Here is a 23,458-nt window from a genome sequence, read left to right as displayed (position 1 = left end):
GAAATAAGAAGGCTTATCCGAAAAAAACAGTTATCTAATGATTATAGACTCACTCACATTCTGATAAATTTCCCCTGTAGATAATTCAACAATTACTTTTACTTTATAGTTTTCATCTAAAGTAGGTTTTCTATCCACCAAAAGTTTAATTGCGGGAAGTTGAATGTTTGTAGTATCGTTTATCAAATAGTTTTGTAAATATTCATCTTCTTGATTGTAAAAACCTTTGGCCAAAATCAAGTCGTTTATCGTATCGTTCGCCTTATGCGTTTCGTCGAAATCATTTAACGTAATAACAGTAATATTAGAAAGCTTTTCAAATTTAGATCCGTAATCGCCATTGCCAATACACGAACAAGCGTAGGCACTCGGAATAAGTGAAAAACTTGGTCGTTTTGGACGACTTTGGCTTATGTAATCAACACTGTATTCAACCGTTAAACCTGCGTATTTTTCATACGAAACCGCCTCATTCGGTATCATTAAGTTAACAGAATTTTCACCAACTTTTTTGTAGTTTTTTAATTCCATTCCGTTAATGTCGAAATACTTTCCGGTTACTACACCGCAGTTACAATCGTCATCATCTATGGGGCTGCACATCTGTAAGGGAAGACCAATAACTAAAACGAAAACTAGAACTTTTGTTTTTATATTTTTTATGTAGGTTTTCATAATAAATATGTTTTAATTCTCTTTAACAACTGGCTTATCCACAAAAGGTTTTATGCCAAATTCAGGATATATTTCACTTGGAAAATAAAGCACGCCACCACGAGACACCATGGAAATCTTTTTTATAGCTTTCAATTCTTTCGTTGGGTCGCTAGGAATAAGAAAGAAATCGGCAAGCATTCCCGGTTCTATTGCCCCTCTATCTTCCTGCCCAAGATATTGAGCCATATCGTAGCTTCCCAATTTCAATAATTCTGCTGGAGTGTATCCTAATTGTTGATAGAGTTCCAATTCTCTATGCAAGTTAAATGCACCTCCCAAATCGGTTCCTGGCACTATCAAAATGCCGCGTTCCTTCATAAGTTTTAGAACTTCAACAATTTTATCATACGCGCCTCGGTACGCCTTATCTTCTGTATCGTTGGCTATACTTGCCATCGCCATTTTTGCATCGCGCTGTTCGCTGGCCGGCATATTTTCAATATAATCCAAAACGCCAGCTTGCGTTTCTCCATTACGGGAAAGTAATAACAACTCGTGAATTGCCAACGTTGGATCCATTGCTACATTATTCTTCACCATTAAATCTAAAGTTTCTTGAACGGGTGCACTGTTTAAGTCTAACTCTGGTAAGCGTTGTAAAGCCGTTAATCGCAATAAGGTACGCGTATCTTCATCTGGCTCCAAAACCCATCCCAACATCGTTTGATTAATATGTGTCATTTCATCATAACCGGCATTTATCATATCGTTCGCAGTAGAAAAAGCTGGAACATGACCCATAACAGGCATATTCAACTCGTGTGCTTTTTTAACAATGGCCGGCGCCCATTCCCCATTCATACTATTGTATAATTTAACACCATAAAAACCTTTATCTGCATAAGTTTGAACTGCTTCAAGTGCTTCTTCTTCACTCTCCACAAGAATTCCATTGTTACTATTAAACGGACTTTTCCCTTCAATAAAACCCATACGCGTAATGTGCGGCCCAGCAAGAACCCCTGATTCTATTTTTTGGATAAGACTGTCCAAAACCTCATTATTATTCCCCATATCGCGAACCGAAGTAACTCCAGCGGCAACATTCAAAAGCGCAGAATTCGCGCCCATATGTCCGTGCATATCGTAAAGTCCTGCTACCAAAGTTCCACCAGCGCCATCTATTTCAATTTCGTTTTCGCCAGCAGCCACATCAGCGGCTTCAATGCTTAGTATTTTATCACCGCTAACCACTACGGAAGACAAGTCAGTAAGCGCCAAGGTTTTTGGATCGAATATTTTCACATTGCGAATGCGGATATTCTTATCGTATTTATGTGCAAATTTCTTCTGCAAATCTTCATAACGCTGTGCCGAATATTTTTCCGCAAGCAGACGCATTGCCTTTTCTTCTTTCTCAAAACCAGAACGAATGACTATAACCCTTGGCGTGATTAACGCAAAAAACTGCTTCTTTTCATCCAAAACAAAATAAGAAGGATTTAGGTCCAATCCAGATAAGGCATAGCTTTTCAAATTCACTTGCCCAGCATCCGAAGTTGCTGTAATAGTCTCTAACTCGGCAAGCTGTAACCGCCCGGCTGGCAAAGCCTCCACCGACATATCTTTTGAATTTAGCAGCACGCGAGCCTGCATAAACAATGAATACGGGCTGCCGGATTGATTTACATAAAAGGAAGGCTGCTCCATTTTTGCAGAACCTTCTCCCGTGGCGTCCGTCCAACTTGCTTGCTGCCCGTCCAACTTATAACTTTCCTTAATGTCGTTGCCAAAAGTAGTATTGCCAGTAATATCCCATTGCACGGGGAAACCTTCGCTATTGAGCACAATGGTTTCCTTAATGGTAGGGCCTCTCCCGTTGTCTTTATAATCGTAATCGGTTACAAGCGTATCGCCAGAACGGCTAAGGTTTAAATGCCCAACCTTTACCCCCGAAATAATTACGGTATATGTTTCTTCCGCAGGTAAATCTGCTTGTGAGGAAGTTTGCTCACTTGGCGATTTACAGCTTTGGGTTACTAGCAGCACACCAATTAAAAGATAGTAATAATTGTTTTTTCGAAGTTTTGATATTCCTTTAGCGAAGAACATAGATAGTGAGGTTTTGGTTATTTTTAAGGCCCAAATACTGTTGAAAGCTTTATGAATGAGCTTTTTAACTGCCGGGAATATCAAATATAGTTTTTAATTGGGGAATGGCAAGATGGTTGGAAGAGTCAGGAGCGGAATGGTTGCGTTAGCGTGGCGGTATACTTTTGCTAGCGAGGTATTTACGGTTTAATTATTCATATTGAAGTTTTGAATTATCCAAATATTTTCATTTTATTTATTTAAGCTTTTATTGTCTTAATTGCCTAATACTCCAGTTAATACCATAAATTAAGTATCTCGAAATAAATGTGATTGAAATTAAAATAAAAAATAAAAAATAAACTTTTTCTTGAGTAATGTTTTTATTGAAAAAGGATTCTTTCGTTTTCTTCAATTGATGTATTTGATTAAAATATTCAACCTGATTTACGTCTTTCGGAAGTCCTTTATCTGTAAACCCAAATTCCGGAAATTTAGAATTTAGGATTAATGGATTAGTGTATTTTTTGCTATTAACAGTTACTATGTAATCTTTTAAAGATTGTTCTTCATATTTCTTTAACTCTGGAAAATCTGAAATTCGGCTTTCCCACGTTGATGCTTCTAATATTGCATCATCCTCGTAGTTATCCACAAATCTTTCTAACGAAATATATGGTTCTATATTAAATATTTCTGAAATTTCAATTTCAATTTCTTTTTCCTTTAATTTATTGAATTGATGTAATTGTAGCCAAGTGATATAAAGGAAAATAAATACAACACCCGTTCCAATAAATATTAAGAATTCCTTTGCAATTATTTTTTTATACTTTTTATTCATTGGTGGTAACTTTATAGCCCTATGTTAGGCTTTTTTTATCATATTATATTCATTGCTTAGTTTTTCGCTCAGTATTAAGTATTCATCAATATCAAAAATAATTTTATTAGATATTTTTTCGTAAGTTTTAAAATCCACTTTGTTTACTTTATTTTCCTTTAATTTTCTAAGAGGATTGGTTGAAATTTCTGATTTCGGATGATACAAAAAAAGGCAAAAATCTTTTGAAAGAGGAAGATAAATTTCCGCTTCTACAGGTATTAGCCATTCATTACGACCTTGTTTGTCAATATGAACTGGACTATCAGTAGTCAGCCATTCATTTCCGTTATTTTCGGTTATAATTATCTTGTTGAAATTTCTTAATACGTGTACAAAATGATTCATTACAGTTCCTAAAGCAACATTAAGTTGGTAGTCAACTTTGAATATTTTTAAGATTTTTTCTGTGTGTTCTGTGTCATCTGAGAACAACGTTATTTCATTAATGAACTTTTTTCTTATTGTTTCGTCTTTTAAAGACTCGAAAATAAAAAATCTTGTTGGATTTGTTCTACATAGGATATTTGCTACGAAATGATTTAAGAAATCGCTATCTAATTCAATAAGTTGCTTCTGATTCCGAATATTATTAATGATTGTTTTATAGCGATTTTCAACTGTATTAAATAAGTTTTCATAATGCCGTCTTGCCTCCATATCCTTGAATGGTAAGTCAAAAATATTTATCTCTTTGGTGAAATCTATAATCTTAACCTCTTCAGTATTTTTACTTCCATATTTTAAAATAGATAGCCAGCATTCATTATCTATCGAATATCCAAATTCTTTCAAATAGACTTGTGGAATTTTATGCTGTCCTTGAAATTCGGGTTCTTTTTTCATGTGTTCGTTAAGGCACATAGTTTACAAAGTTAAAGCCACATGCTTTACACTAGATTCTGACTTAGTCTAATTGATACTTGTTTATCTCTGATTTTATTTTCATTAAAGTAACCTAAAAATACGTCTCTATAAAATACCCTCCAAATTCCATTTCCCTGATCTTCAACACCGACGTATTTCCCCTTAAGTCCAGCAGTTAAATATACCCAATAATATGACTTCCACCGCAGGGATGCATTTTGACATACTTTCATCACTTTCATTGTTGCTGGATAATCTTATTTTGGGATCTTTTCAGGGTATGGCCTGTTGGAAAAATCATGGCAATCTGCAGGAGTTTTCATTCCTAAAGCTTCGTGGGGTCTAATGTGGTTATATTCTTTTACAAACCGATTTAAACTACGTTGTTGGGCCTTTAAATCGAATGATGAGGGTTTGGCGCAAGCTGCCTTTAAATCACGGTGCATACGCTCGTGTTGTCCATTCTGATCTGGTCTTGCGGGATCGGAATAGACAGGATCTATTCCCAGTTCAATAAACCAATAAGATAGCCTGGTATATCTTTGAATGGCAGCTACAGATCCAAAGGGACTTCCGTTGTCGGTATGTATCTGTTTTGGGATGCCATATTTTCTGAAAACCTTTGTAAACTCTTGCTTAACAGAGATAAAATTTTCCTTGTAATGTCCTTTTGCAGTAAACAAAAACCTGCTTTTGGAATCGGCAATAGTAAGCGGATGACAGTATATTTTATTACCCATTAAAAACTTCCCCTTATAGTCTGCGCTCCAAACTTCATTGCACTTCTTAGGATCGAAAATTGGATACACAGGCTTGACTCTTCTGCTTCGTTTTTGAGGTTTAACTAGACCATTTTTAGAAAGGATGTTGTGAACCGTGACCACACTTGGGATAAGTTCCTCTGGATACTGTTTAAACAACAATATGCGGATTTTCTTGGCACCCCAGAGCATGTGTTTGTTCTTTAATTTTAGAATTGAATCCGCTACTTCTTGATCGGTTCTATTAGGGTGGTTAATCGGAGCTCTTTCTAGCTCAATTAAGCCAGATAAACCCATTTTTTCATACCGAGAAATCAATTTGTAAGCGGTAGGTCGCGATATATTAAATGACCTACAAAGTTCTGTGATGGTGTAATTTTGAGTTAACCATTCGTGAATAAATTCTACTTTTTGTTCCATTTTAGTTTTTGCTTTCCAGACCATGATAAATCGCTTTTTCAAGCAATTTATGAATCTTAAAAGTGTAAACTATGTCCCTTTAACTTTGTAAAAGATGTCCCTTTACCGTACCCATGTTACTGGCAACGTTTAGTGTAATCGCAGTTAGGGATAAATATACAAGGTTTTTAGGTTTAGCACGGACGTTAACAATGACGCTTAGATTCAGACGCAGTCGAATCCGCCGTAAAGCGTTTATAATTTATTCTACGTAGTTTTATTCTGTGATTCCTCTTTCAGTCATTACAGATTATTATCGACTTAACTTTTTGTTCTTATAAAATTATTAATTAATTTGTATGAACTCTTTTTAATCTTGAATTTCCATAAGGCCAGCTATCCATAGATTTATGTTGCTCGTAATTACTAGGGTCTATTTTTATGCTACCTGTAATAGTAGAGCTAGTACTACCAGTACATACTAATAATACTTGTTCTCCTGGTTTTAATGTGATTATTTGTGTCTTAGAAATATCATTTTTATATTCATTTAATATGGTGAATGACCTTATTTCATTAGATTTATTTAATAAAGAATGACATCTACCTTGATTTTCAATTAATTTACCATCACTACAACTTGTAAGTAAAATTGATACATAAAGAAATGAAACTAGCTTAAATATTTTATAATTTATCATTTGATTTCTTTTAACTAAATGTCAGTTATTAATATTTCTTCTGCAATGTGCATTTGTAGTAATTCTCAAATATTAAAAACATTTTCCATACTAGTCGTCCATACGAAATGTTTTAGTTCGGGTTCGTTTACGACGTGACAATGACGACAAATATTTGGTTCTTCAAAATAGTTATTTCCTAATCTCATATTGTTTTTTCAAATGCACTACCGTTTGGTATAAGCGCAGTAGCGGGATTTACTCACGAACCTTTCGGTTAATAACTGACCTTAAATTTATAATTACTTTTTAGCATGCACTTACTCCGTTATTGCGTTTATACATTCTTGTAGGCAGTCTTTATTTATTATTTTCAACCTTCTTAAGAAACCTACTTATAACTTCATAAACTTTCTCTGGTTGGTCTATCATTGTCTTATGAGCGGCATCGTCAATAATTTCAACACTTGCATTCCTAGATAATTTTTGATATTTGTACATGGTTTCTGGTCTTGCTTCATCATATTCACCCGTCATAAAAAGTATTGGTTCGATGATTTTATCTAAATCAGCTGTCCTATCAAAATCCTTAAGGGTGCCAGTAATATTAAACTCAGTTGGGCCCCACATATATTCATAGATTTGATCGTTAAAACCGGGTACATTTTCACATTCTACATTAGGAATTATATGCCAACTCTTTCTTGACAGGTGTCTAGCATAAAATGAATCAGTAGCAGATAGGTACTCAGGTGCGTTGTAATTTTTTAATGCTTCGTATTTAGAAATCGTGTCTTGAACACTAATGGGCAGTTGAGAAAGTAAAATTTTGGCATCTGCCATCCAATCAGGACTACTTATATGTGGACTAGAGAAAATTACAGATTTCACCCCTTTCGGTTGCTTCGTAAGCATGTATTCTATTAAAAATGTGCTCCCACAAGAATGTCCCAATATGTGTAGTTCATCTAATTCCAATGCACTTCTTAACAAGTCTATTTCATTTACAAATCTTTCCGTTTTCCAAAGTGTTGTATCAGTAGGTCTATCCGAATTTCCTGAACCTAGTTGGTCATAGAATATTACCGGACGGTCTTTAGCCAATAGAGAGAATCCAGGGATCATATCACAACTCCTCGAACCTGGCCCACCATGAAGAATTAATAGAGGAATTCCATCACCTTCCCCCACAATTTTGTACCATATTTTACCACCTTCAACATTTACGTAACCTTCCTTTTCAATGACTTTATTACAAGATGAATTTATCAAAAGAGAAAAAATACACAGTAGTGTAATTACTATTTTCATGGTTGTTTATTTTAAAGTTGTTCGTTTGTCATTTCTTTGATTGCACACAACATGTGTATAAACAACATGTCCTATTGTGTTTATCCCGCACATGTGCGCAAGTAATTATAATTTCAAATATAAATGAAAGTAAAACAACCCACTTACGGAAAACCGTAAAGGACTCATATTTAATTGTGGAGAATACCAAATATAAGTTTTAATTTTTAATGGGCAATAGGTCAAAGGCTATTGGCTAATGGCTAATAGCTAATAGCTAATAGCTAATAAATTTTAATAATACCTTTGACCATCAATAATTTATTAATGGCGAAAAAACCAAAAACCCCCTGGCCCACAAAACTCGCTATGGAGCAGGTTTATGAAAAGAAACTTTGGGGCGGCAACCAAACTGATTTCTATTCAGGAGAGGGATCGCACCATCCAGAAATAGTAAATCCATATATAGATGCGGTAACAGCATTTTTAACCTCGTTTAAAAATAAGCTAACGGTATGCGATCTAGGCTGCGGCGATTTTAATGTAGGCAATCAATTGGTAACCCATACTAAGAAATATGTTGCAGTAGATATAGTGCCAAGCCTAATAGCCCGCAATAACGAAACATTTAAAGCTGAAAATTTAGAATTCCAGTGTTTGGACATCGCAGTAGCTAATTTGCCTACTGGAGATTGTGCGATACTCAGACAGGTACTTCAACATCTATCAAATACAGAAATACAAAGCATTGTAAACAAGTTAGCTGCTTATAAATATGTTATTCTAACAGAACATACACCCCAAGACAATTTTATTCCTAATAAAGATATTATTTCTGGGCAGGGAAATAGACTAAAAGTGCAAAGTGGCGTAAACATTTTGGCTTCGCCATTTAAATTTAAGGTTAAAGAAGAAACACAATTATCGGCTGTTGTTTTGGATGATGGGAAAGGGGTTATTGTAACTACGCTTTATAAAATATTTTAAGCTTCTCGCTTATGCTACTTTTTATTCCCTATACATTCCTATATCTCTGTACTGCCAAATTATATTCATTATTTCCCACTTACTGTCTAATTTGATTAGCTGTAAATATTCCACCCAATTATCGGAAACTAATTTTACGGTTGCAATACGATTGTAAATGTCTAGTATTTCAAGTTCATTCTTTGGATTTAATGGAAATTTAGTGCCCGATTTATTCCAGCTTTGAGCATATTTAATCATTTGCTTTTTGCTCGTGGCTATTCCATATTGTTTCTTTTCTTTTCTGTCGTAGTCTATGGTTATTTTGTTTAACCTGTCGTTTAAAACAGCATCCATAAGTTCTGGCTTTAACTGTTGAAGCGCCAATAAATAACCTAATGATTGTTTTTTTATTTCTAACGAATCCTCTCTGGAAGCTATTGCACTTGTTTTTATTGAAACATTAGAATTTATTTCACGAGTAATTATCAAGTTTTCCATATCGTCCAATAATGTAAGTGCTATAAAATTTCCAAGCGTATCATATTTCTTTTCACCAACAGCAAAGTTCCATTGATTCATAGTTAATGCATCCATTTTATTGTGATAGCTATATTTTATATGATTTCCTATTTCGTCATAGGTATCTTGATAGGATGCCAATCCATCTTCATTTTCTGTTACTTCTAGTGTTGCATCTAAATTATAATGTCCTCTAGGTGCTCCATTTTGATCTAATAGAATTCCAGTATTACCAAATTTGAAATAAGGCGATACGGTTACTGGGTTTCCTTTTAAATTATACCTTCTCTCAATAATATATTTCCTTGATTGCTGCCATTGATATTCTGTAATTTCCCAATTAGATTCCATTGGTTTATTGTCTAAATCGTAAAAATTTAATTGCTTTCTTAACCCATTTTCAGCTACTAAGTAAACTTCTTTATAAACGCCTCTGTCATTAGTTACCCTATTATTATTTGGGTCATAAAAAGTGCTTGTTTCTTTTCCATCTTCATAGTTGAACACAACTTTATAAACTCCCAAAGAAGCTAATGGATGCACTTTTTCAGTATGATAATGGTGATTGATAATTTCTGTTAACCTATTAGATTTATCATATTTGAAAAAATAATGAGACGTTTCACTGGCAATATTGCTATCTATAGGAAGAGTACCTACAATGTGAACGTAGGGAGAAACGTGGTTATATCTTAATTGCCTAAAATATTTATTGTTTTGGGCAAAAGAGAAACTACTGATTTTTATGAATAGTAAAAGATATAAAACTTTCATTGCTTTTGTTTTATACTCCATTCAATTTTGTTCGATCTCGCAAATTCTTCTATCGAATCAAGTCCAAGTTCATTTCTTCTTTTATCGACAAACTCAGGATCTTTCAGCTCGTAAAAAGTAGGTGTATGAGTAGCATAATTAATTTGAGTGCCGTACAATTGAAGCCTGTCAGAGTTTAAAAGCATTCTATCTATAAGCCTAGCATAATGGATTGCTTGAGATTCATTATTTAATACAGATGCTTTTAATAATGGTGCATATTTTTCTTTAGATGCAACAGTACCGTGTTGTAGCACACTCCATTGAGTTCCGTTTGCTAATCTGCCAACTTGTGAGATTCCCAACCAGCCATATTTATCTAAAATGTCAATGAGTTCCTTTTCAAGAACCTTGTCTTGAGCCTCCACTACTTCCCAAAAATATTCATAAGCATCTGAATCTGCTCCTAGCTTATTTTCTGCCTCAATATAGATGCGTCTAAAAGTTTGGTCTTTCATAAACAGCGTTTCTAATTTAGTTGTTAAGGAATCTAATTGTTGTTTGGTGGGTGTTTCATATTGTGAACTTGTTTGCGAAAACAAAGAAGTTGTTATAAAAAAACACAACAGCAGGCTTATATATTTCATAGCAGATAAATTAAGTGAATTCAAATATAACTAAAATATTAGTTTAAACTAATTTTTTAGTTATACTGTTATGTTTCCCTTGTAAATATGTTCTTAATTGCTGCAGAATAATGTTTTAGTCTCTGTAATGAAACAGCTTCCTAAACCTTTGCGGTAATTCATCTTTTAAACAGATTTCTTCATCCGTAAAAGGATGTATAAATTTTAAAGAATAGGCGTGCAAATACAAGCCTTTACCGTTTAAAATTAGGTTTTCAATTCCGTAGTCTTTATCTCCTAATATGGGGTTTCCAATAGCAGCGAGATGTTTGCGCAATTGATGTCTTCTTCCTGTTTGGGGTTCCAATTTTACCAAGTTAAGTTTCCCGAATCTTTCTGAAAGCACAGATTCGCAAAGCGTATACTTAGATTGTGATTGCTTGCCATCAATTTCTGAATTGATTTCTCCCTGCTCCTTCGTTTCACCAATAGTAACCGCACAATAGGTTTTTTTAACGGCCCTATTTTCAAATAATTTATTTAACGCACGAATGCTACCGCTCGTTTTTCCAACCAATAAAATACCCGTGGTGGCAAAATCTAATCGGTGAACAGGTTTTGGGATTGCGGCATCAGGGAGCTTGCTTCTTTTTAGGTTTTGAGCTAAAGCATTGGCAATGGTTTTAAATCTATTGCCGCTAACCAAAATACCAGCAGGTTTATGAATTACCGCTAGGTAATCGTCTTCAAATAATACTTTAAGTGGAAAGATTAGTTTCTTCTTAGGGCTCACTTCTTCATCAATAGATAAACTAATACATTCTCCCCCATTTATAAAAGTAGCCGAACTAGCAACAACCCCATTAACCGTAATGTACTGTTTCTTTAAAACCTTCTTTAATGCTGATTTTGTTATAGCTGCCTGAAAAATACCCACTCCATATTCTTGAAGCCGAATAGGAGTTGTTAGTTTGGGAACAATATGAGTTTCGGTTTGTTTGATGTTGCTTTTTTATAATTATCAAAGTCTCCGGCTATGGGTGCTTTTGTGTTTAAAGATTTTTTTCAGCATAAGAGAATTGAAAATAAAATCCGTAACGATTTCTTTAAAGAGTTACACAGAAATACAGCACAAAGGAGATGATACCAAATATAACTTTTAATTTTTTAGAAGGCAAAAGGCCAAAGGCAAGAACTAAAAATTCCAAAAAACAAAAAATCTAACAATCCTTAAATCAAAGCTTAGAAATCCCAATATTGAAAAACTTCCCTTTAAGGGTTTCCGTACCGTCCAGGATATATTTAATTTCCACAACGTCATTTGCTTGAAGCAGCACTGCAGAATTTCCACTAGTTCCCCAAAAGTCGGAGGCAGTAAGATTTACATTTCCACTGGTAAGATAGGAAACAAGCGCCCCGTTTACGTATAGCAAAAGCTTATACTTTTTCGGGCCTTTAGGAAGATTCGTAGTGCTCATACCCGCGGAAACAAGATAAAGACCTTCTCGTAATACACGTATAGTTGCATTTTTAAGTTCTATGCCTATTTGGCCCACATCGTAATATCCGGGTGAAATTTGCAGCAAGTTAAGGTTATTCAAAGGCACGAGTAGTGGCTCTGAGGTTTGAGCAAGATCACCGTTTTCCTTGTTTAGAATGAGCGAAGGCGTGTCATTAAAACTGTATGGCGTCCATATTCCGTTTATACGAATATACCAATTACCATAGGTTGTATTAAACACAATGGCGCCGTCCAAAACATCTGTAATTTCCGTCATCTGCACATCGGTCATTCGCGGCATAACCAGTGCTCCAGTAGCACTATCAATCTGTAGTGCGCTGCCAGCAGCAATTTGGGTAGTATTTATACCTACGCCTGACTGCGCACTTAGCGATAATACGTTGAACAACAATAGCGTTGAAATAATGTTTCTAATGTAATTGCTCATAGAAGTTTAAATTTTTATAATTCCTATTTTAAAGAACCTTGCGTCTAATACCAATCCATTATTGTTCAGCACATATTTAAGACTTATTTTTTCATCTGCATTAAATGGAAGCATCAATACCCCGCTGGTACCAAACTCATCATCGCTCTGCATTATCACATTTCCGCGCACCAAATAGCCAATCAAGGTGTTAGTGCCCTTGTAAATTCCAATAATATATTTATGGCCTCCGGTGGGCAAACTGTTCACGGAAAATCCTGCAGTAATTAAATAATTTCCTGCTTTTTTAACCTGTATGGTGCCACTAGCCGTTACGGTGAAAAAATTAGGCTCGTTGGAAACTACTTCGGCTGGGGTGAGCGGAAAGTTATAGTACGTATCGTTTCCTGTCTTCACCAAATTATTGTCATCATTTTGGCCCCAATCCTTACTCATAACAATGGAAGGAAGATCGGGTCTTGTAAGGTTATTCCAAGTGCCAGAGGAAAACATAAACAAAGCTGAAAAGGTATTGTTATAAACAATAGAACCCTCCAAAGGGCTTTGTATGGCAATCATTTGTGCATTGGTAACTCTGGGCGGCACTAAGGCGCCTACGGTGCTGTCAATTTGCAAAGCACTGCCCGGCGCGGGATTGGTGGTGCCAATACCCACTTGTGCTGTGGCAGTAGATAAAACTAAAAGTAAAATAGCCAAAAGACCGAAGAAGCCCTTTCTTGGCTTATAGTAGGTAATTTTTTTCATTGGGGGTGAAAATAATTTTTGATTATAAGTAAAATATCCTGCTACCAAACAAGTGTTTCAATGATCAAAAAAGAAAACTTAAACTGTGTTTGAAAAACAATATTACATAAATAGATACAAAAAAACCGGCATTGTAGTTTTTAAAAATTAAACATTATTATTTTTTATAGGCACGCAAATATTGATTCCGTTGCAATTCGCAGAAGAAACAATATTTAAGCTTACGTGAAAAGAATATTATTTTTTATAAAATAAAGGTTTAAATTGATTAATATTCCTAGCTCCAAACCTAAGCTAAGATCGGTATCTTTGTTACTTCAAACCCCAAACTTAATGCGCTTTAAGAACTCCTTTCATTATTCCCTTTTCTTTATTCTTGCTCTTTTTGCAACGATGGCTTCTGCGCAACCGGGAGATTATCCACCTCAGCAACGCAACGGTGATACAATTTGGAAGAACAATAAAATGTTCGTTTTTAATGCCGCTAAAGAGACAATTGAAATAAGTGAAACCAAAAACGGAAAGAAACACGGAGTTCAAAAATTATTCTATCCAAAAGGTATTTTGAGCTCTGTTATTCATTTTAAAAACGGTGAAAAAAATGGCCGATATTGGCTTTATAATCCCACCGGAAATCTCAGGGAAAAAGGAAAGTTCAAAAACGGGCTCAATATAAATAAAAAGAAAACTTATGACGCCAGCGGAATCTTGCTGCGTAATGAAATCTATATTATAGAAACCAACGAAGAAGGAAAAAAGGTATCGGTTTTGGACGGGCGAATAAAATATTACTACAATAACGGTAACATTTCACAAGATTATTATTATAAAAAAGGAAAGCGGGATGGCGTTTTAAAAGAATACAACAGGAACAAAACCAATAGTTTAAAATCAGAGGTTTACTATAAAAACGATTTACCACATGGCGCCTACACACATTATTATTACGACGGAAATCTCGAAAGAAAAGGTATTTATTATCAGAAAATTAAGGTGAATGACACCATTCTGAAAAATGTATATGACGGCGAAATAATAAATAACCAACCAAATGGAGTGAGACAACGTGTGGAACACTGGAAAAACTTCATGAAAAATGGTACAGTAGAATCGTTTACATCTCGAACAGGAGAATTATACAAAAGAGAAAATTACACAAACAACCTAAAAGATGGCATTGAAGAGCGTTGGGACAATACAGGCAAATTAAATTATCAAGCATATTTTGAAATTGCGGAAGTGGACAATAAACTTGTTTCCCAGCAAACGGGTACAGAAACAACCTGGCAGGATGGTGCATTGAAAAAAACAGCCGAATGGAAAAACGGACTGTTAAACGGGGTTCTTAATATTTATTATTCCAATGGACAACTTGAAAAGACAATGATTTATAAAGATGGAGTGCTCGACGGAAAACTTCAAAGTTTTTATAATAACGGCGCTCTTCACCAAGATTTCAATTATCAATCCAATGGAAAAGATTCTGAGTATATAGGATGGAATAAAACCTATGACGAAAATGGAAATCTATCGCATACCTTTTATGCCAAAGGCGATGGTGCTAATATTATTGGGCAGAGTTTTGAAAACGGATTTACAAAAAATATAAATGTAATTGGCGTTTTTAAGCTTGACTTTTTCCCAGAACAAAAACTGGCTTCGTTGCTTTGGATGATGAATTCTTCCCATCCGTTATATGGTTATGATTTTTTCAGCAACCAGAAACCTAGAAGAATTCACTTCATAGCTGAAGACAATTATCAAATGCAAACTGCAAGTCTCACTCAAAATGGAGATGTTATTCAAGTACTGACTAATGGTACGTTTGAAGAAGAAAATCAAGAAAGCCTCAAAAAAACGGCAATCAAAATTGAAAGAAAATCCAATCCCGAATGGTTCAACGAAGACTTGATTATCAATCCTAAAACCCAAGGAAAGTATAAATGGAAATACGCAGATGGCAGTCCTTTTTTCAGTATTGAATTTGATAAAGGTTTGCCACACGGAAAATGGACGGTTTACGATGCAGTTTCCAATGACACAATTATACATTATGAATTTGAGCACGGAAAACCGGTCGGAAATTGGGTGAAAAAGAAATCTGGAGGAATTTTAATCACCAGCCAAAAGTATTATCCAAATCACAATATAAAAGAAGCATATCAATATGATGAATTCGGCACGTTGATAGAACTGTATAAAAACGATTCTCTGGGTAAAAACCACTTGCATCTTGCCTATTATCCCAACGGGAAATTAAAGGAAATGCAGAATTACAGCAACAACACATCTCTTCAGCTAGCGGCTACTGGCGATACGCTTTCTAGCAATTTGCTGCGTATTAAAACAGATTCCATTCGCATTTCGAAAAGTTTTTATTCGGAAAATAGATTGAGAAACCATAGAGAAATAAATCTTCGCACAGGAATGGGCGAAGGAAGAGCCTATTTTGAAAACGGGCAAATGCGAACTTTTCACGAAATGAAAAACGACGAACCAAACGGAGTTTACGAACTCTATGATGAAACAGGAAAGTTGCTCACCCGAGGCCATTTTAAAGAGCGCAAACGCGATGGAGAATGGATCAACTTTGACGCCGATGGAAAAGAGGAAATTTTACATTATAAAGATGGTGAAATTATAATAATCGCAGAAGATGAAGACGATTGCGCCTGTTACGACAGATCCTTACCCAACGAGAAAATCAGGTTTGCCCAAACGCTTTCTTCGATAAGCAATTATCAAAAAATATCTGCATATTTCCCAGAATACATTATTCCTTTTGAAGGTTTTAACTACGAGAAAATATTCTTTATCAATTTTCGGTCAGACAATGATCAAAGCGCGGGATATTCAGGTATGAAATTACTTTTATTTGAAGAATTCTCTTTCTATCTGCCGCTTGCCAAACACATTAAAATCAATCTCAATCCGTGTAAAACCGATGGTTATATCAGTAATTTCGATGCAAATTTTAACTATAATGTCAAGACCAAAAAAACATTTTGGGTAAATCTAAACACCAATCGAATAGCAATTAGTCTTGAAAATAGTCCTTTGAAAAACGCTTCAAACAATCAAGAATTTACGGGCTACTTTGATACCAAATCCGTTAATCTGAAAGAAGAGAAGTTGGAAATTGATTATGCTGCCGATAAAAATGCTTGTTTTACTACTGGCATTATTAAAGATTTTCTTGAAGTGGAAGTTATAAAAGCCGAACCGAGAATCGAGCCACAATTAGAATATTGGTATCCCCGAATCAAAGATTTCCCCTTGATAAAAAACGAAATAGACAAGTTTTATGGTTTTGAGATTACGGAGGCCAATCTAAAATTTGATTATTCGAACAATGGAAAAAACATCAAATTGAATGCAACAACCACTGAAATGCTCGCTGGTTCAAATTTTGTGGCTGCTGAAATAGAGATTGATGGCAAAAAAGCTGATGGAAATAATTTCATTCCAAAAAACTCCAATGAAACTATTAATCTCGAAGATTTAAAACGCTTCTTGGAAAGTAAAGATTTTTATAGAATTCGAATTAATTTCAGTGAAGAAAAACAAAAACTAATCCTTCAGTTTTACACAGAAAAATAAGTATTATGAAAAAGCAGTTTCTTATTCTTTTTGTGTTTTTTGCTTTCCAAACTGGATTCGCGCAAATCATTGATGTTTTTAAAAATAAAAGCTACACGGTTTCTACAAGTGTTTCAAAAGAAAATTTTGACAAAGATTATCTTCCATCTGAAGTAGAAATTTATCAAGATAAAATAGAACTAGAAAATGACCAATCGGAAAAAATAGTTTTAGCATTTAAAAAGATTGTAATCGAAAATCTTGAAAATGCAGTTTCATTTTTTGAAATAAATGCCGCGGTCAAAAAACAACTCAGTACTGCTAATGAAATTTCAATCAACACTCGCGAAAATCAGCAGTTGGAAAACATGGAGCTGGAGTTTAAAAAAGTAAGCATAAAACTGATAAGTGTTGTCAATGATTTTGCCATCTATGTTGTGAACTATAATTTTGAAGCAAGAAATTCTTCCGATTCCAATTCTTTCAAAAAGTTATTTACAAACCATTTTTACGCGGCCAATTTAAACACTGGCGCCATTGAAAACATCGATATAAAACCAAATGCAGAACAGCAAAAAACACTGGAAACGCTTACAATTTCAGAATTCCAAAAAATATATTTGCTACAAACCGAAAAACTGGAATTGAATGATGCGGAACGGATTAAGAATCCAATTTCTATTGACACTACTTTTAGAAAAATGATTGACTATTCCGAAGCTGTTATTTTCCCTTATGCCGCTGGCGTAATGATTCAATTTCCCGCTTATTCTAAGTCTTCCAAGATTTTGGAAGGCAAAGCATTTCGACTTTTATTAAGAGATGCCGAATTGCAAAGTTTAGTGGTAAAATTTCCAAAGTTGAAAAAATACTTTATACAGCATTTACTTCCTGCTTCAAAAACCACAAAGGAAAACCTGACCGACGAACAAATTAATTTAAGCAAGTTTAGTCAAGGCCCTGAGGAATTGGAGGTTTTAAAAATGTTTGATTTCAATAAAAAAATCTATGAATTGAAAATAGAAAACTTCCAAGGCATTAATGATGAAAAGAAACTTTCAGACTCTAAAATATTTCGATTTAACAAAGTTCAAACCATTCATTTAATTGAGACTAGAGGTTCCAAAGATGAAATTCATTCCGAAGAAAAATTCACCTATACCAATTTTCAAAAAGTAGAAACGGCAACAAATTCAGCTTATGAAAAAAGTTTGACGTTGTATTTTTACAAAGATGAAGACTTCCTTTACTCGGAAAAAATCCAAATTGATAAACAGGAAAGCCCATACGATGCTTACATACAAACCGATTTAGAAATTACACAACATCATTTAATTTTTAACGACAATTATCGGTATGATCTACGATTCAATATTGTGGGCGACCTAAAGGAAAACGTATTTAGCCGGCATATTTCTGAAAACACAGTTTGTGGCGATCAGCATTGTTTAATTTTTGATGCACAACATCATGTTGTCGGCATCAAAGTTTTAAGAAGCGGCTCCATAGAAATTTTGACCGATGCCGATGGAAAAGTTTTGGAAAGCTATTTTGATAGCGACAGACACCACTATTTTTTTAGTTATGATAACAAAAACAGAGTCACAGAAGTTAAACATTTAGAAAACGGAAAACTAAAAGACACGACTCTCTATCAATACAATCAGTCCGAAACAAACCCCTTGCGAATTTCGAAAAAGAACGAATACAGCACCGAGCATAACTATATTATCAAATTTTGGGATTGACGCTAGAAACATTTTACCCACAAAGAACGAATCCCTAATTAACCAATTAACAAATCCCGAAATAACTATCTTTGCAGAATAAGTAATAAAAATAGATAATACCCAATGAACTACTTCTCCACCAACTTCACCCTCGGCATTCTAGGCGGCGGACAGTTGGGCAAAATGATGCTCTACGAAACCCGAAAATGGGATATAAAAACACACGTTCTCGATCCAAGTATTGAAGCTCCCTGCCGCATTGCAGCAGATGTTTTTGAACAAGGCGATTTAATGGATTTTGAAACCGTCTATAACTTCGGAAAAAAAGTAGATGTACTTACTTTTGAAATTGAAGGCGTAAACATAGAAGCTTTGGAAAAACTTGAAAACGAAGGTGTAAAAGTTTTTCCAAGCGCAGGAACTTTAAGAAATATTCAAGATAAAGGCGTTCAAAAGCAGTTTTATAAGGAACATCAAATTCCTACTTCGCCGTTTAAAGTTTATAAAGACAAAAATGATTTAAATGAAGCCATTGTTCGCAAAGAATTGCACTTTCCTTTTGTTTGGAAAAGTTGCACAGGCGGGTATGATGGCAAAGGTGTGAGTATTGTTCGTGAGGCTGAAGATGTAATTCCGTTAGCAGAAAGCGCTTGTATAGCTGAAAAATTGATTCCTTTTAAAAATGAATTGGCAGTAATCGTAGCTAGAAATTCTTCCGGAGAAGTAAAAACTTATCCAGTGGTTGAAATGGAATTCCACCCAGAAGCCAACCAAGTGGAATACGTAATCTGCCCTGCCAGAATAGACGAAGCAGTTGCAAACAAAGCAAGAGCCATTGCGAAAAAAGTTTCCGAAGCATTTAAACACGTAGGACTTTTGGCAGTAGAAATGTTCCAAACTGAAGACGACGAAATACTGGTAAACGAAGTAGCACCCAGACCGCACAACAGCGGCCATTACAGCATAGAAGCCAGCTACACCAACCAGTTTGAGCAGCAAATAAGAGCTATTTTAGATTTACCTTTGGGTAACACGGATAGTAAAGTAGGCGGCATAATGGTTAACTTAGTAGGCGCCGAAGACCACACTGGCCCAGTAGTGTATAAAAACATAGAAAACATATTAGCGATGGAAGGCGTAACGCCCCACATCTACGGTAAAAAAGAAACCCGCCCGTTTAGAAAGATGGGCCACGTGACCATTGTAAATAAAGATCTCAACAAAGCGAGGAAAATAGCGGAGGAGGTTAAGAAGACTATTGAAGTTATTAGTAAATAAAATGTGCCCTCGAATAGCCTGTACTGAGCGCAGTCGAAGTACAGTCGAGAGGTCTTTATTTAGCAGGATTACTATAAAGAATTTTAATTAACTTTGACAATTACGATGTCCGGTCGAGCGCAGTCGAGACCTCATTATGAAAACGAAAAATGAAATCATATTACATTTACATATTAGAATGTTCCGATGGTTTACTATATACAGGTTTCACAAATAATATTTCAAGGCGGTTCGATGAACACCAAAACGGATTAAATAAATCTTGTTTCACATACAAACGAAGACCATTAGAATTAATATTTCATCAAGAATTTAATGATGTAGAACAAGCAATATATTTTGAAAAGAAAATAAAAAATTGGAGTGCACAGAAAAAACGAGCCTTGGCAAATGGAGATTTTGAAATGCTTCAAATATTGGCGGAATGTAGAAATATGACACATTCAAAGTATAAGCCAACTCACGAGGAGGTCTCGACTGCGCTCGACCAGACATAGAACTAAAATGTCCCCTCGAATAGCCTGTACTGAGCACAGTAGAAGTACAGTCGAGAGGTTCTTATTAAGCAGAATTACCTTAAATTAGGTAGGTCCTGATAAAGCCTGTCCTGAGCGCAGACGAAGGGCTCGACCAGACAGACCAATATTAACTATCTTTGAAACCTCAAATGTCCCCTCGAGCAGCCTGTACTGAGCGCAGTAGAAGTACAGTCGAGAGGTTCTTATTAAGCAGGATTATTATAAAGAATTAGCTCTCGACGAAGCCCGTCCTGAGCGCAGACGAAGGGCTCGACCAGACATAGACATAGAACTAACAATATGACCAAAGTAGCAATAATAATGGGAAGCACCAGCGACCTGCCAGTAATGCAGGAAGCGGTAGATATTTTAAAAGAATTCAACATTGAAGTGGAAGTAGACATCGTTTCCGCTCACAGAACACCCGATAAACTTTTTGATTACGGCAAGAACGCCCACACGCGTGGTATTTCAGTAATCATAGCTGGAGCAGGCGGCGCGGCGCATCTTCCTGGGATGATAGCCTCACTTTCTCCATTACCAGTAATTGGCGTTCCCGTAAAATCTAGCAACTCTATTGATGGTTGGGATAGCATTCTTTCCATTCTCCAAATGCCGGGCGGCGTTCCTGTTGCTACAGTTGCTTTGAATGGCGCTAAAAATGCAGGTATTCTTGCCGTACAGATTATTGGAGCTTCGGATAATGCTGTTTTGGATAAGATTATAGCCTATAAAGAAAGACTTAAGACAAAGGTTGAAGAAGGCGCAAAAAAGATGAAAGAAAACAATTAGTGAAACACAGTATTCTTTCCATAATTGTTGCCGCTATAGGAATAAGCTTTATTCTTTATATGAATTATTACTTTGCGCAGCAAATAAACCTACTTCAGCCCCATCAACAACTTAGCGAACCTGGCTTAATTATAACTCCAAAAGTTCACAAAATGTCAGCCTTAATTATTGGACTCATTGGTGTTTTCTTTGGAATAAAAGGTTTTAAATCATTTAGAAAACTCAGCCTAATTGGCATAGTCCTGTCATTAATTCTTGTCGTGATTAGCTTTTTACCCCTTTGGCATTATTTTCGACCATAAGCATATTTCAAACATAAAGTACATTATGAACAATCCTCTTTTAAAATCATACAATACCGCTCCATTTTCCAAAATAGAAAACGCACACTTCCTCCCAGCAATCACCAAATTAATTAAAGAAACGAAGGCAGAAATTGATGCAATAACTTCAAATGCCGAAGAAGCTACTTTCAAAAACACGGTGGAAGCTTTGGAAAATACAGGTGAGTTATTAGATCGTGCTACGAGTATTTTCTTCAACCTCAACAGTGCCGAAACAAACGATGAAATTCAAAAAATAGCGCAGGAAATTTCGCCTATGCTTACTGAATTTAGTAACGATATTTTGTTAAATGAAGCGTTGTTCGAAAGAATAAAAAAGGTTTACAAACAAAAAGACAGTCTAAACATTTCCGAAGAACAGCAAATGCTATTAGATAAAAAGTATAAGGCATTTTCAAGAAATGGCGCAAACCTTTCCGAAGAAAAGAAAATGGAACTGCGTAAAATAGACACAGAACTCTCAAAACTGAGCCTAACTTTTGGCGAAAATATTTTAGCCGAAACCAACAAATTTGAACTTCATATTACATCGGAAAAAGATCTTTCAGGCTTACCTGAAGGCGTTATTGAAGCCGCAGCCCAAACTGCAGAAGAAAAAGGAAAAGAAGGTTGGGTTTTTACCTTAGATTATCCAAGCTATGTTCCTTTTCTAACTTATGCTGACAACAGAGAACTTCGTAAAAAGTTAGCGATTGCTTTTGGCGCTAAAGGTTTTCACAATGACGCCTTGGATAATCAGCAAAATGTTTTACAAATTGTAACGCTTCGTCATAAACGCGCAAACTTGTTGGGTTATAAAAGTCACGCACATTTTGTTCTCGAAGAACGAATGGCTGAAACCCCCGAAAAAGTAAAATCATTTTTAAATGAATTGCTCGAAAAAGCAAAACCTGCTGCCAAAAAAGAATTTGAAGAACTAACCGCTTTCGCAAAAGAACTAGACAATATTGACCGTCTAGAAAAATGGGACGGCGCATACTATTCAGAAAAACTAAAACAGAAACTTTTTAATCTGGATGATGAAAAGCTAAAGCCTTATTTCGAATTAAAAAATGTAATCAGCGGTGTTTTTACAGTTGCCGAAAAACTCTACGGACTTCATTTTGAAGAAGTACAAAACATAGACAAATACCAAGCAGACATAAAAACATACGAAGTAAAAGATGATGAAGGCGAATTGGTTGCCATCTTTTACGCAGATTTCCACCCGCGAGCCGGGAAACGAAATGGCGCGTGGATGACTTCTTACAAACCACAACAAATGAAGGACGGTAAAAACGACCGCCCGCATATTTCAATAGTTTGCAATTTCACAAAACCTACAGCTAGCAAACCTTCACTTTTAACTTTTAATGAAGTAACAACATTATTCCACGAATTTGGCCACGCCCTTCACGGAATGTTAGCAAACACTCACTACCCTAGCCTTTCTGGCACAAGTGTTTATTGGGATTTTGTAGAATTACCAAGCCAAATCTTAGAGAATTGGTGTTACGAAAAAGAAACCTTGGAACTCTTCGCAACGCATTATAAAACTGGCGAAGTAATCCCAATGGAATATGTTGAAAAGATAAAAGATTCAGCCACCTTCTTAGAGGGAATGGCAACCCTACGTCAATTAAGTTTTGGATTGCTGGATATGTCATGGCACGGCCAAGATCCATCAAGAATAACGGATGTTAAAGATTTTGAAGTCGTTGCATTTGATGATACTCAACTTTATCCAGATGTGAAGGAAAACTGTATGAGTACTTCCTTTTCACATATTTTCCAAGGAGGTTATTCCGCAGGATATTACAGTTACAAATGGGCTGAAGTATTGGATGCAGATGCTTTCGCGTATTTTCAGCAGGAAGGGATTTTTAATAGAAAAGTAGCGGATAAGTTCAAAAATTTCGTGCTTTCACAAGGTGGAACTCAAGATCCGATGCAGCTTTACATTAAATTCCGAGGACAAAAACCAGATCCGGAAGCTTTGTTGAAAAGAGCAGGATTGCTTTAATATAAAAAGGCTTTAAAAGTTACATAA

General features: G+C 35.4%; 19 protein-coding genes. 7 read left to right on the top strand and 12 right to left on the bottom strand.

The features are described from left to right. Window positions 1–30: 30 nt before the first annotated feature. The 7 genes from AEQSU_RS08725 to AEQSU_RS08695 form a co-directional block, all read right to left on the bottom strand. Complete coding sequence (locus tag AEQSU_RS08725) at window positions 31–675, bottom strand: hypothetical protein (protein WP_014782496.1); 645 nt, start codon at window positions 673–675, stop codon at window positions 31–33. 12 nt (window positions 676–687) lie between these two features. Beyond that, on the bottom strand, window positions 688–2,853 hold the full coding sequence (locus AEQSU_RS08720; protein ID WP_245529066.1) for an amidohydrolase family protein: 2,166 nt from the start codon (window positions 2,851–2,853) through the stop codon (window positions 688–690). Window positions 2,854–3,016: 163 nt separating this feature from the next. Continuing rightward, window positions 3,017–3,592 (bottom strand): hypothetical protein, encoded by a 576-nt coding sequence (locus AEQSU_RS08715; protein WP_014782494.1) that lies wholly within the window; start codon window positions 3,590–3,592, stop codon window positions 3,017–3,019. Between the two features lie 24 nt (window positions 3,593–3,616). Then, entirely contained in the window at window positions 3,617–4,477 is an 861-nt protein-coding gene (locus AEQSU_RS08710; RefSeq protein WP_169313456.1) for a DUF4238 domain-containing protein, read from the bottom strand. Window positions 4,478–4,755: 278 nt separating this feature from the next. After that, complete coding sequence (locus tag AEQSU_RS08705) at window positions 4,756–5,703, bottom strand: integrase core domain-containing protein (RefSeq protein WP_052309031.1); 948 nt, start codon at window positions 5,701–5,703, stop codon at window positions 4,756–4,758. A 305-nt stretch (window positions 5,704–6,008) separates the two neighbouring features. After that, the gene (locus AEQSU_RS08700; protein ID WP_014782492.1) at window positions 6,009–6,359 is read right to left on the bottom strand and encodes a hypothetical protein; all 351 of its coding nucleotides are present in this window, start codon (window positions 6,357–6,359) and stop codon (window positions 6,009–6,011) included. A gap of 339 nt (window positions 6,360–6,698) precedes the next feature. After that, window positions 6,699–7,649, bottom strand: coding sequence for a proline iminopeptidase-family hydrolase (locus AEQSU_RS08695; protein ID WP_014782491.1), 951 nt, complete (start codon window positions 7,647–7,649; stop codon window positions 6,699–6,701). Window positions 7,650–7,955: 306 nt separating this feature from the next. On the opposite strand from AEQSU_RS08695, the gene AEQSU_RS08690 reads away from it, so the two are divergent. Then, a complete protein-coding gene (locus tag AEQSU_RS08690) occupies window positions 7,956–8,615 on the top strand; it encodes a class I SAM-dependent methyltransferase (protein WP_014782490.1) in 660 nt (219 codons plus the stop codon). A gap of 21 nt (window positions 8,616–8,636) precedes the next feature. On the opposite strand, the gene AEQSU_RS08685 is transcribed toward AEQSU_RS08690, so the two are convergent. The 5 genes from AEQSU_RS08685 to AEQSU_RS08665 all read right to left on the bottom strand — a co-directional run bounded on the left by AEQSU_RS08685 (window position 8,637) and on the right by AEQSU_RS08665 (window position 13,188). Beyond that, on the bottom strand, window positions 8,637–9,911 hold the full coding sequence (locus AEQSU_RS08685) for a nuclear transport factor 2 family protein (protein WP_042491839.1): 1,275 nt from the start codon (window positions 9,909–9,911) through the stop codon (window positions 8,637–8,639). After that, window positions 9,887–10,516: a DUF6624 domain-containing protein gene (locus tag AEQSU_RS08680; RefSeq protein ID WP_014782488.1), complete on the bottom strand. Its 630-nt coding sequence runs from the start codon at window positions 10,514–10,516 to the stop codon at window positions 9,887–9,889. The genes AEQSU_RS08685 and AEQSU_RS08680 overlap by 25 nt, the downstream gene beginning before the upstream one ends. 115 nt (window positions 10,517–10,631) lie before the next feature. Then, on the bottom strand, window positions 10,632–11,432 hold the full coding sequence (locus AEQSU_RS08675; RefSeq protein ID WP_014782487.1) for an RluA family pseudouridine synthase: 801 nt from the start codon (window positions 11,430–11,432) through the stop codon (window positions 10,632–10,634). Between the two features lie 298 nt (window positions 11,433–11,730). Then, entirely contained in the window at window positions 11,731–12,444 is a 714-nt protein-coding gene (locus AEQSU_RS08670; RefSeq protein WP_014782486.1) for a hypothetical protein, read from the bottom strand. A gap of 6 nt (window positions 12,445–12,450) precedes the next feature. After that, window positions 12,451–13,188, bottom strand: coding sequence for a hypothetical protein (locus AEQSU_RS08665; protein ID WP_014782485.1), 738 nt, complete (start codon window positions 13,186–13,188; stop codon window positions 12,451–12,453). Window positions 13,189–13,521: 333 nt separating this feature from the next. Here AEQSU_RS08665 and AEQSU_RS08660 point away from each other — a divergent pair, with 333 nt between their 5' ends. The 6 genes from AEQSU_RS08660 to AEQSU_RS08630 all read left to right on the top strand — a co-directional run bounded on the left by AEQSU_RS08660 (window position 13,522) and on the right by AEQSU_RS08630 (window position 23,431). Next, complete coding sequence (locus tag AEQSU_RS08660; RefSeq protein WP_042491832.1) at window positions 13,522–16,788, top strand: toxin-antitoxin system YwqK family antitoxin; 3,267 nt, start codon at window positions 13,522–13,524, stop codon at window positions 16,786–16,788. A gap of 5 nt (window positions 16,789–16,793) precedes the next feature. After that, window positions 16,794–18,515 (top strand): hypothetical protein, encoded by a 1,722-nt coding sequence (locus tag AEQSU_RS08655; RefSeq protein WP_014782483.1) that lies wholly within the window; start codon window positions 16,794–16,796, stop codon window positions 18,513–18,515. A 105-nt stretch (window positions 18,516–18,620) separates the two neighbouring features. After that, on the top strand, window positions 18,621–19,775 hold the full coding sequence (gene purK / locus AEQSU_RS08650; protein WP_014782482.1) for a 5-(carboxyamino)imidazole ribonucleotide synthase: 1,155 nt from the start codon (window positions 18,621–18,623) through the stop codon (window positions 19,773–19,775). A 149-nt stretch (window positions 19,776–19,924) separates the two neighbouring features. Then, the gene (locus tag AEQSU_RS08645) at window positions 19,925–20,272 is read left to right on the top strand and encodes a GIY-YIG nuclease family protein (RefSeq protein WP_014782481.1); all 348 of its coding nucleotides are present in this window, start codon (window positions 19,925–19,927) and stop codon (window positions 20,270–20,272) included. Between the two features lie 321 nt (window positions 20,273–20,593). Then, complete coding sequence (purE, locus tag AEQSU_RS08640; RefSeq protein WP_014782480.1) at window positions 20,594–21,085, top strand: 5-(carboxyamino)imidazole ribonucleotide mutase; 492 nt, start codon at window positions 20,594–20,596, stop codon at window positions 21,083–21,085. A 327-nt stretch (window positions 21,086–21,412) separates the two neighbouring features. After that, the gene (locus tag AEQSU_RS08630; RefSeq protein ID WP_014782478.1) at window positions 21,413–23,431 is read left to right on the top strand and encodes a M3 family metallopeptidase; all 2,019 of its coding nucleotides are present in this window, start codon (window positions 21,413–21,415) and stop codon (window positions 23,429–23,431) included. Window positions 23,432–23,458 lie beyond the last annotated feature (27 nt).

The organism is Aequorivita sublithincola DSM 14238 (assembly GCF_000265385.1).
GTDB lineage: Bacteria > Bacteroidota > Bacteroidia > Flavobacteriales > Flavobacteriaceae > Aequorivita > Aequorivita sublithincola.
The sequence above is the reverse complement of the archived record's forward strand: the minus strand, read 5'-3'. Positions and strand labels throughout refer to the sequence as shown.

Bases quoted from the DNA above. Each gene is read 5' to 3' on its own strand.
- AEQSU_RS08725 (WP_014782496.1), bottom strand. From the start codon at position 675: ATGAAAACCTACATAAAAAATATAAAAACAAAAGTTCTAGTTTTCGTT.
- AEQSU_RS08715 (WP_014782494.1), bottom strand. From the start codon at position 3,592: ATGAATAAAAAGTATAAAAAAATAATTGCAAAGGAATTCTTAATATTT.
- AEQSU_RS08710 (WP_169313456.1), bottom strand. From the start codon at position 4,477: ATGAAAAAAGAACCCGAATTTCAAGGACAGCATAAAATTCCACAAGTC.
- AEQSU_RS08705 (WP_052309031.1), bottom strand. From the start codon at position 5,703: ATGGTCTGGAAAGCAAAAACTAAAATGGAACAAAAAGTAGAATTTATT.
- AEQSU_RS08700 (WP_014782492.1), bottom strand. From the start codon at position 6,359: ATGATAAATTATAAAATATTTAAGCTAGTTTCATTTCTTTATGTATCA.
- AEQSU_RS08695 (WP_014782491.1), bottom strand. From the start codon at position 7,649: ATGAAAATAGTAATTACACTACTGTGTATTTTTTCTCTTTTGATAAAT.
- AEQSU_RS08690 (WP_014782490.1), top strand. From the start codon at position 7,956: ATGGCGAAAAAACCAAAAACCCCCTGGCCCACAAAACTCGCTATGGAG.
- AEQSU_RS08685 (WP_042491839.1), bottom strand. From the start codon at position 9,911: ATGGAGTATAAAACAAAAGCAATGAAAGTTTTATATCTTTTACTATTC.
- AEQSU_RS08680 (WP_014782488.1), bottom strand. From the start codon at position 10,516: ATGAAATATATAAGCCTGCTGTTGTGTTTTTTTATAACAACTTCTTTG.
- AEQSU_RS08670 (WP_014782486.1), bottom strand. From the start codon at position 12,444: ATGAGCAATTACATTAGAAACATTATTTCAACGCTATTGTTGTTCAAC.
- AEQSU_RS08665 (WP_014782485.1), bottom strand. From the start codon at position 13,188: ATGAAAAAAATTACCTACTATAAGCCAAGAAAGGGCTTCTTCGGTCTT.
- AEQSU_RS08660 (WP_042491832.1), top strand. From the start codon at position 13,522: ATGCGCTTTAAGAACTCCTTTCATTATTCCCTTTTCTTTATTCTTGCT.
- AEQSU_RS08655 (WP_014782483.1), top strand. From the start codon at position 16,794: ATGAAAAAGCAGTTTCTTATTCTTTTTGTGTTTTTTGCTTTCCAAACT.
- purK (WP_014782482.1), top strand. From the start codon at position 18,621: ATGAACTACTTCTCCACCAACTTCACCCTCGGCATTCTAGGCGGCGGA.
- AEQSU_RS08645 (WP_014782481.1), top strand. From the start codon at position 19,925: ATGAAATCATATTACATTTACATATTAGAATGTTCCGATGGTTTACTA.
- purE (WP_014782480.1), top strand. From the start codon at position 20,594: ATGACCAAAGTAGCAATAATAATGGGAAGCACCAGCGACCTGCCAGTA.
- AEQSU_RS08630 (WP_014782478.1), top strand. From the start codon at position 21,413: ATGAACAATCCTCTTTTAAAATCATACAATACCGCTCCATTTTCCAAA.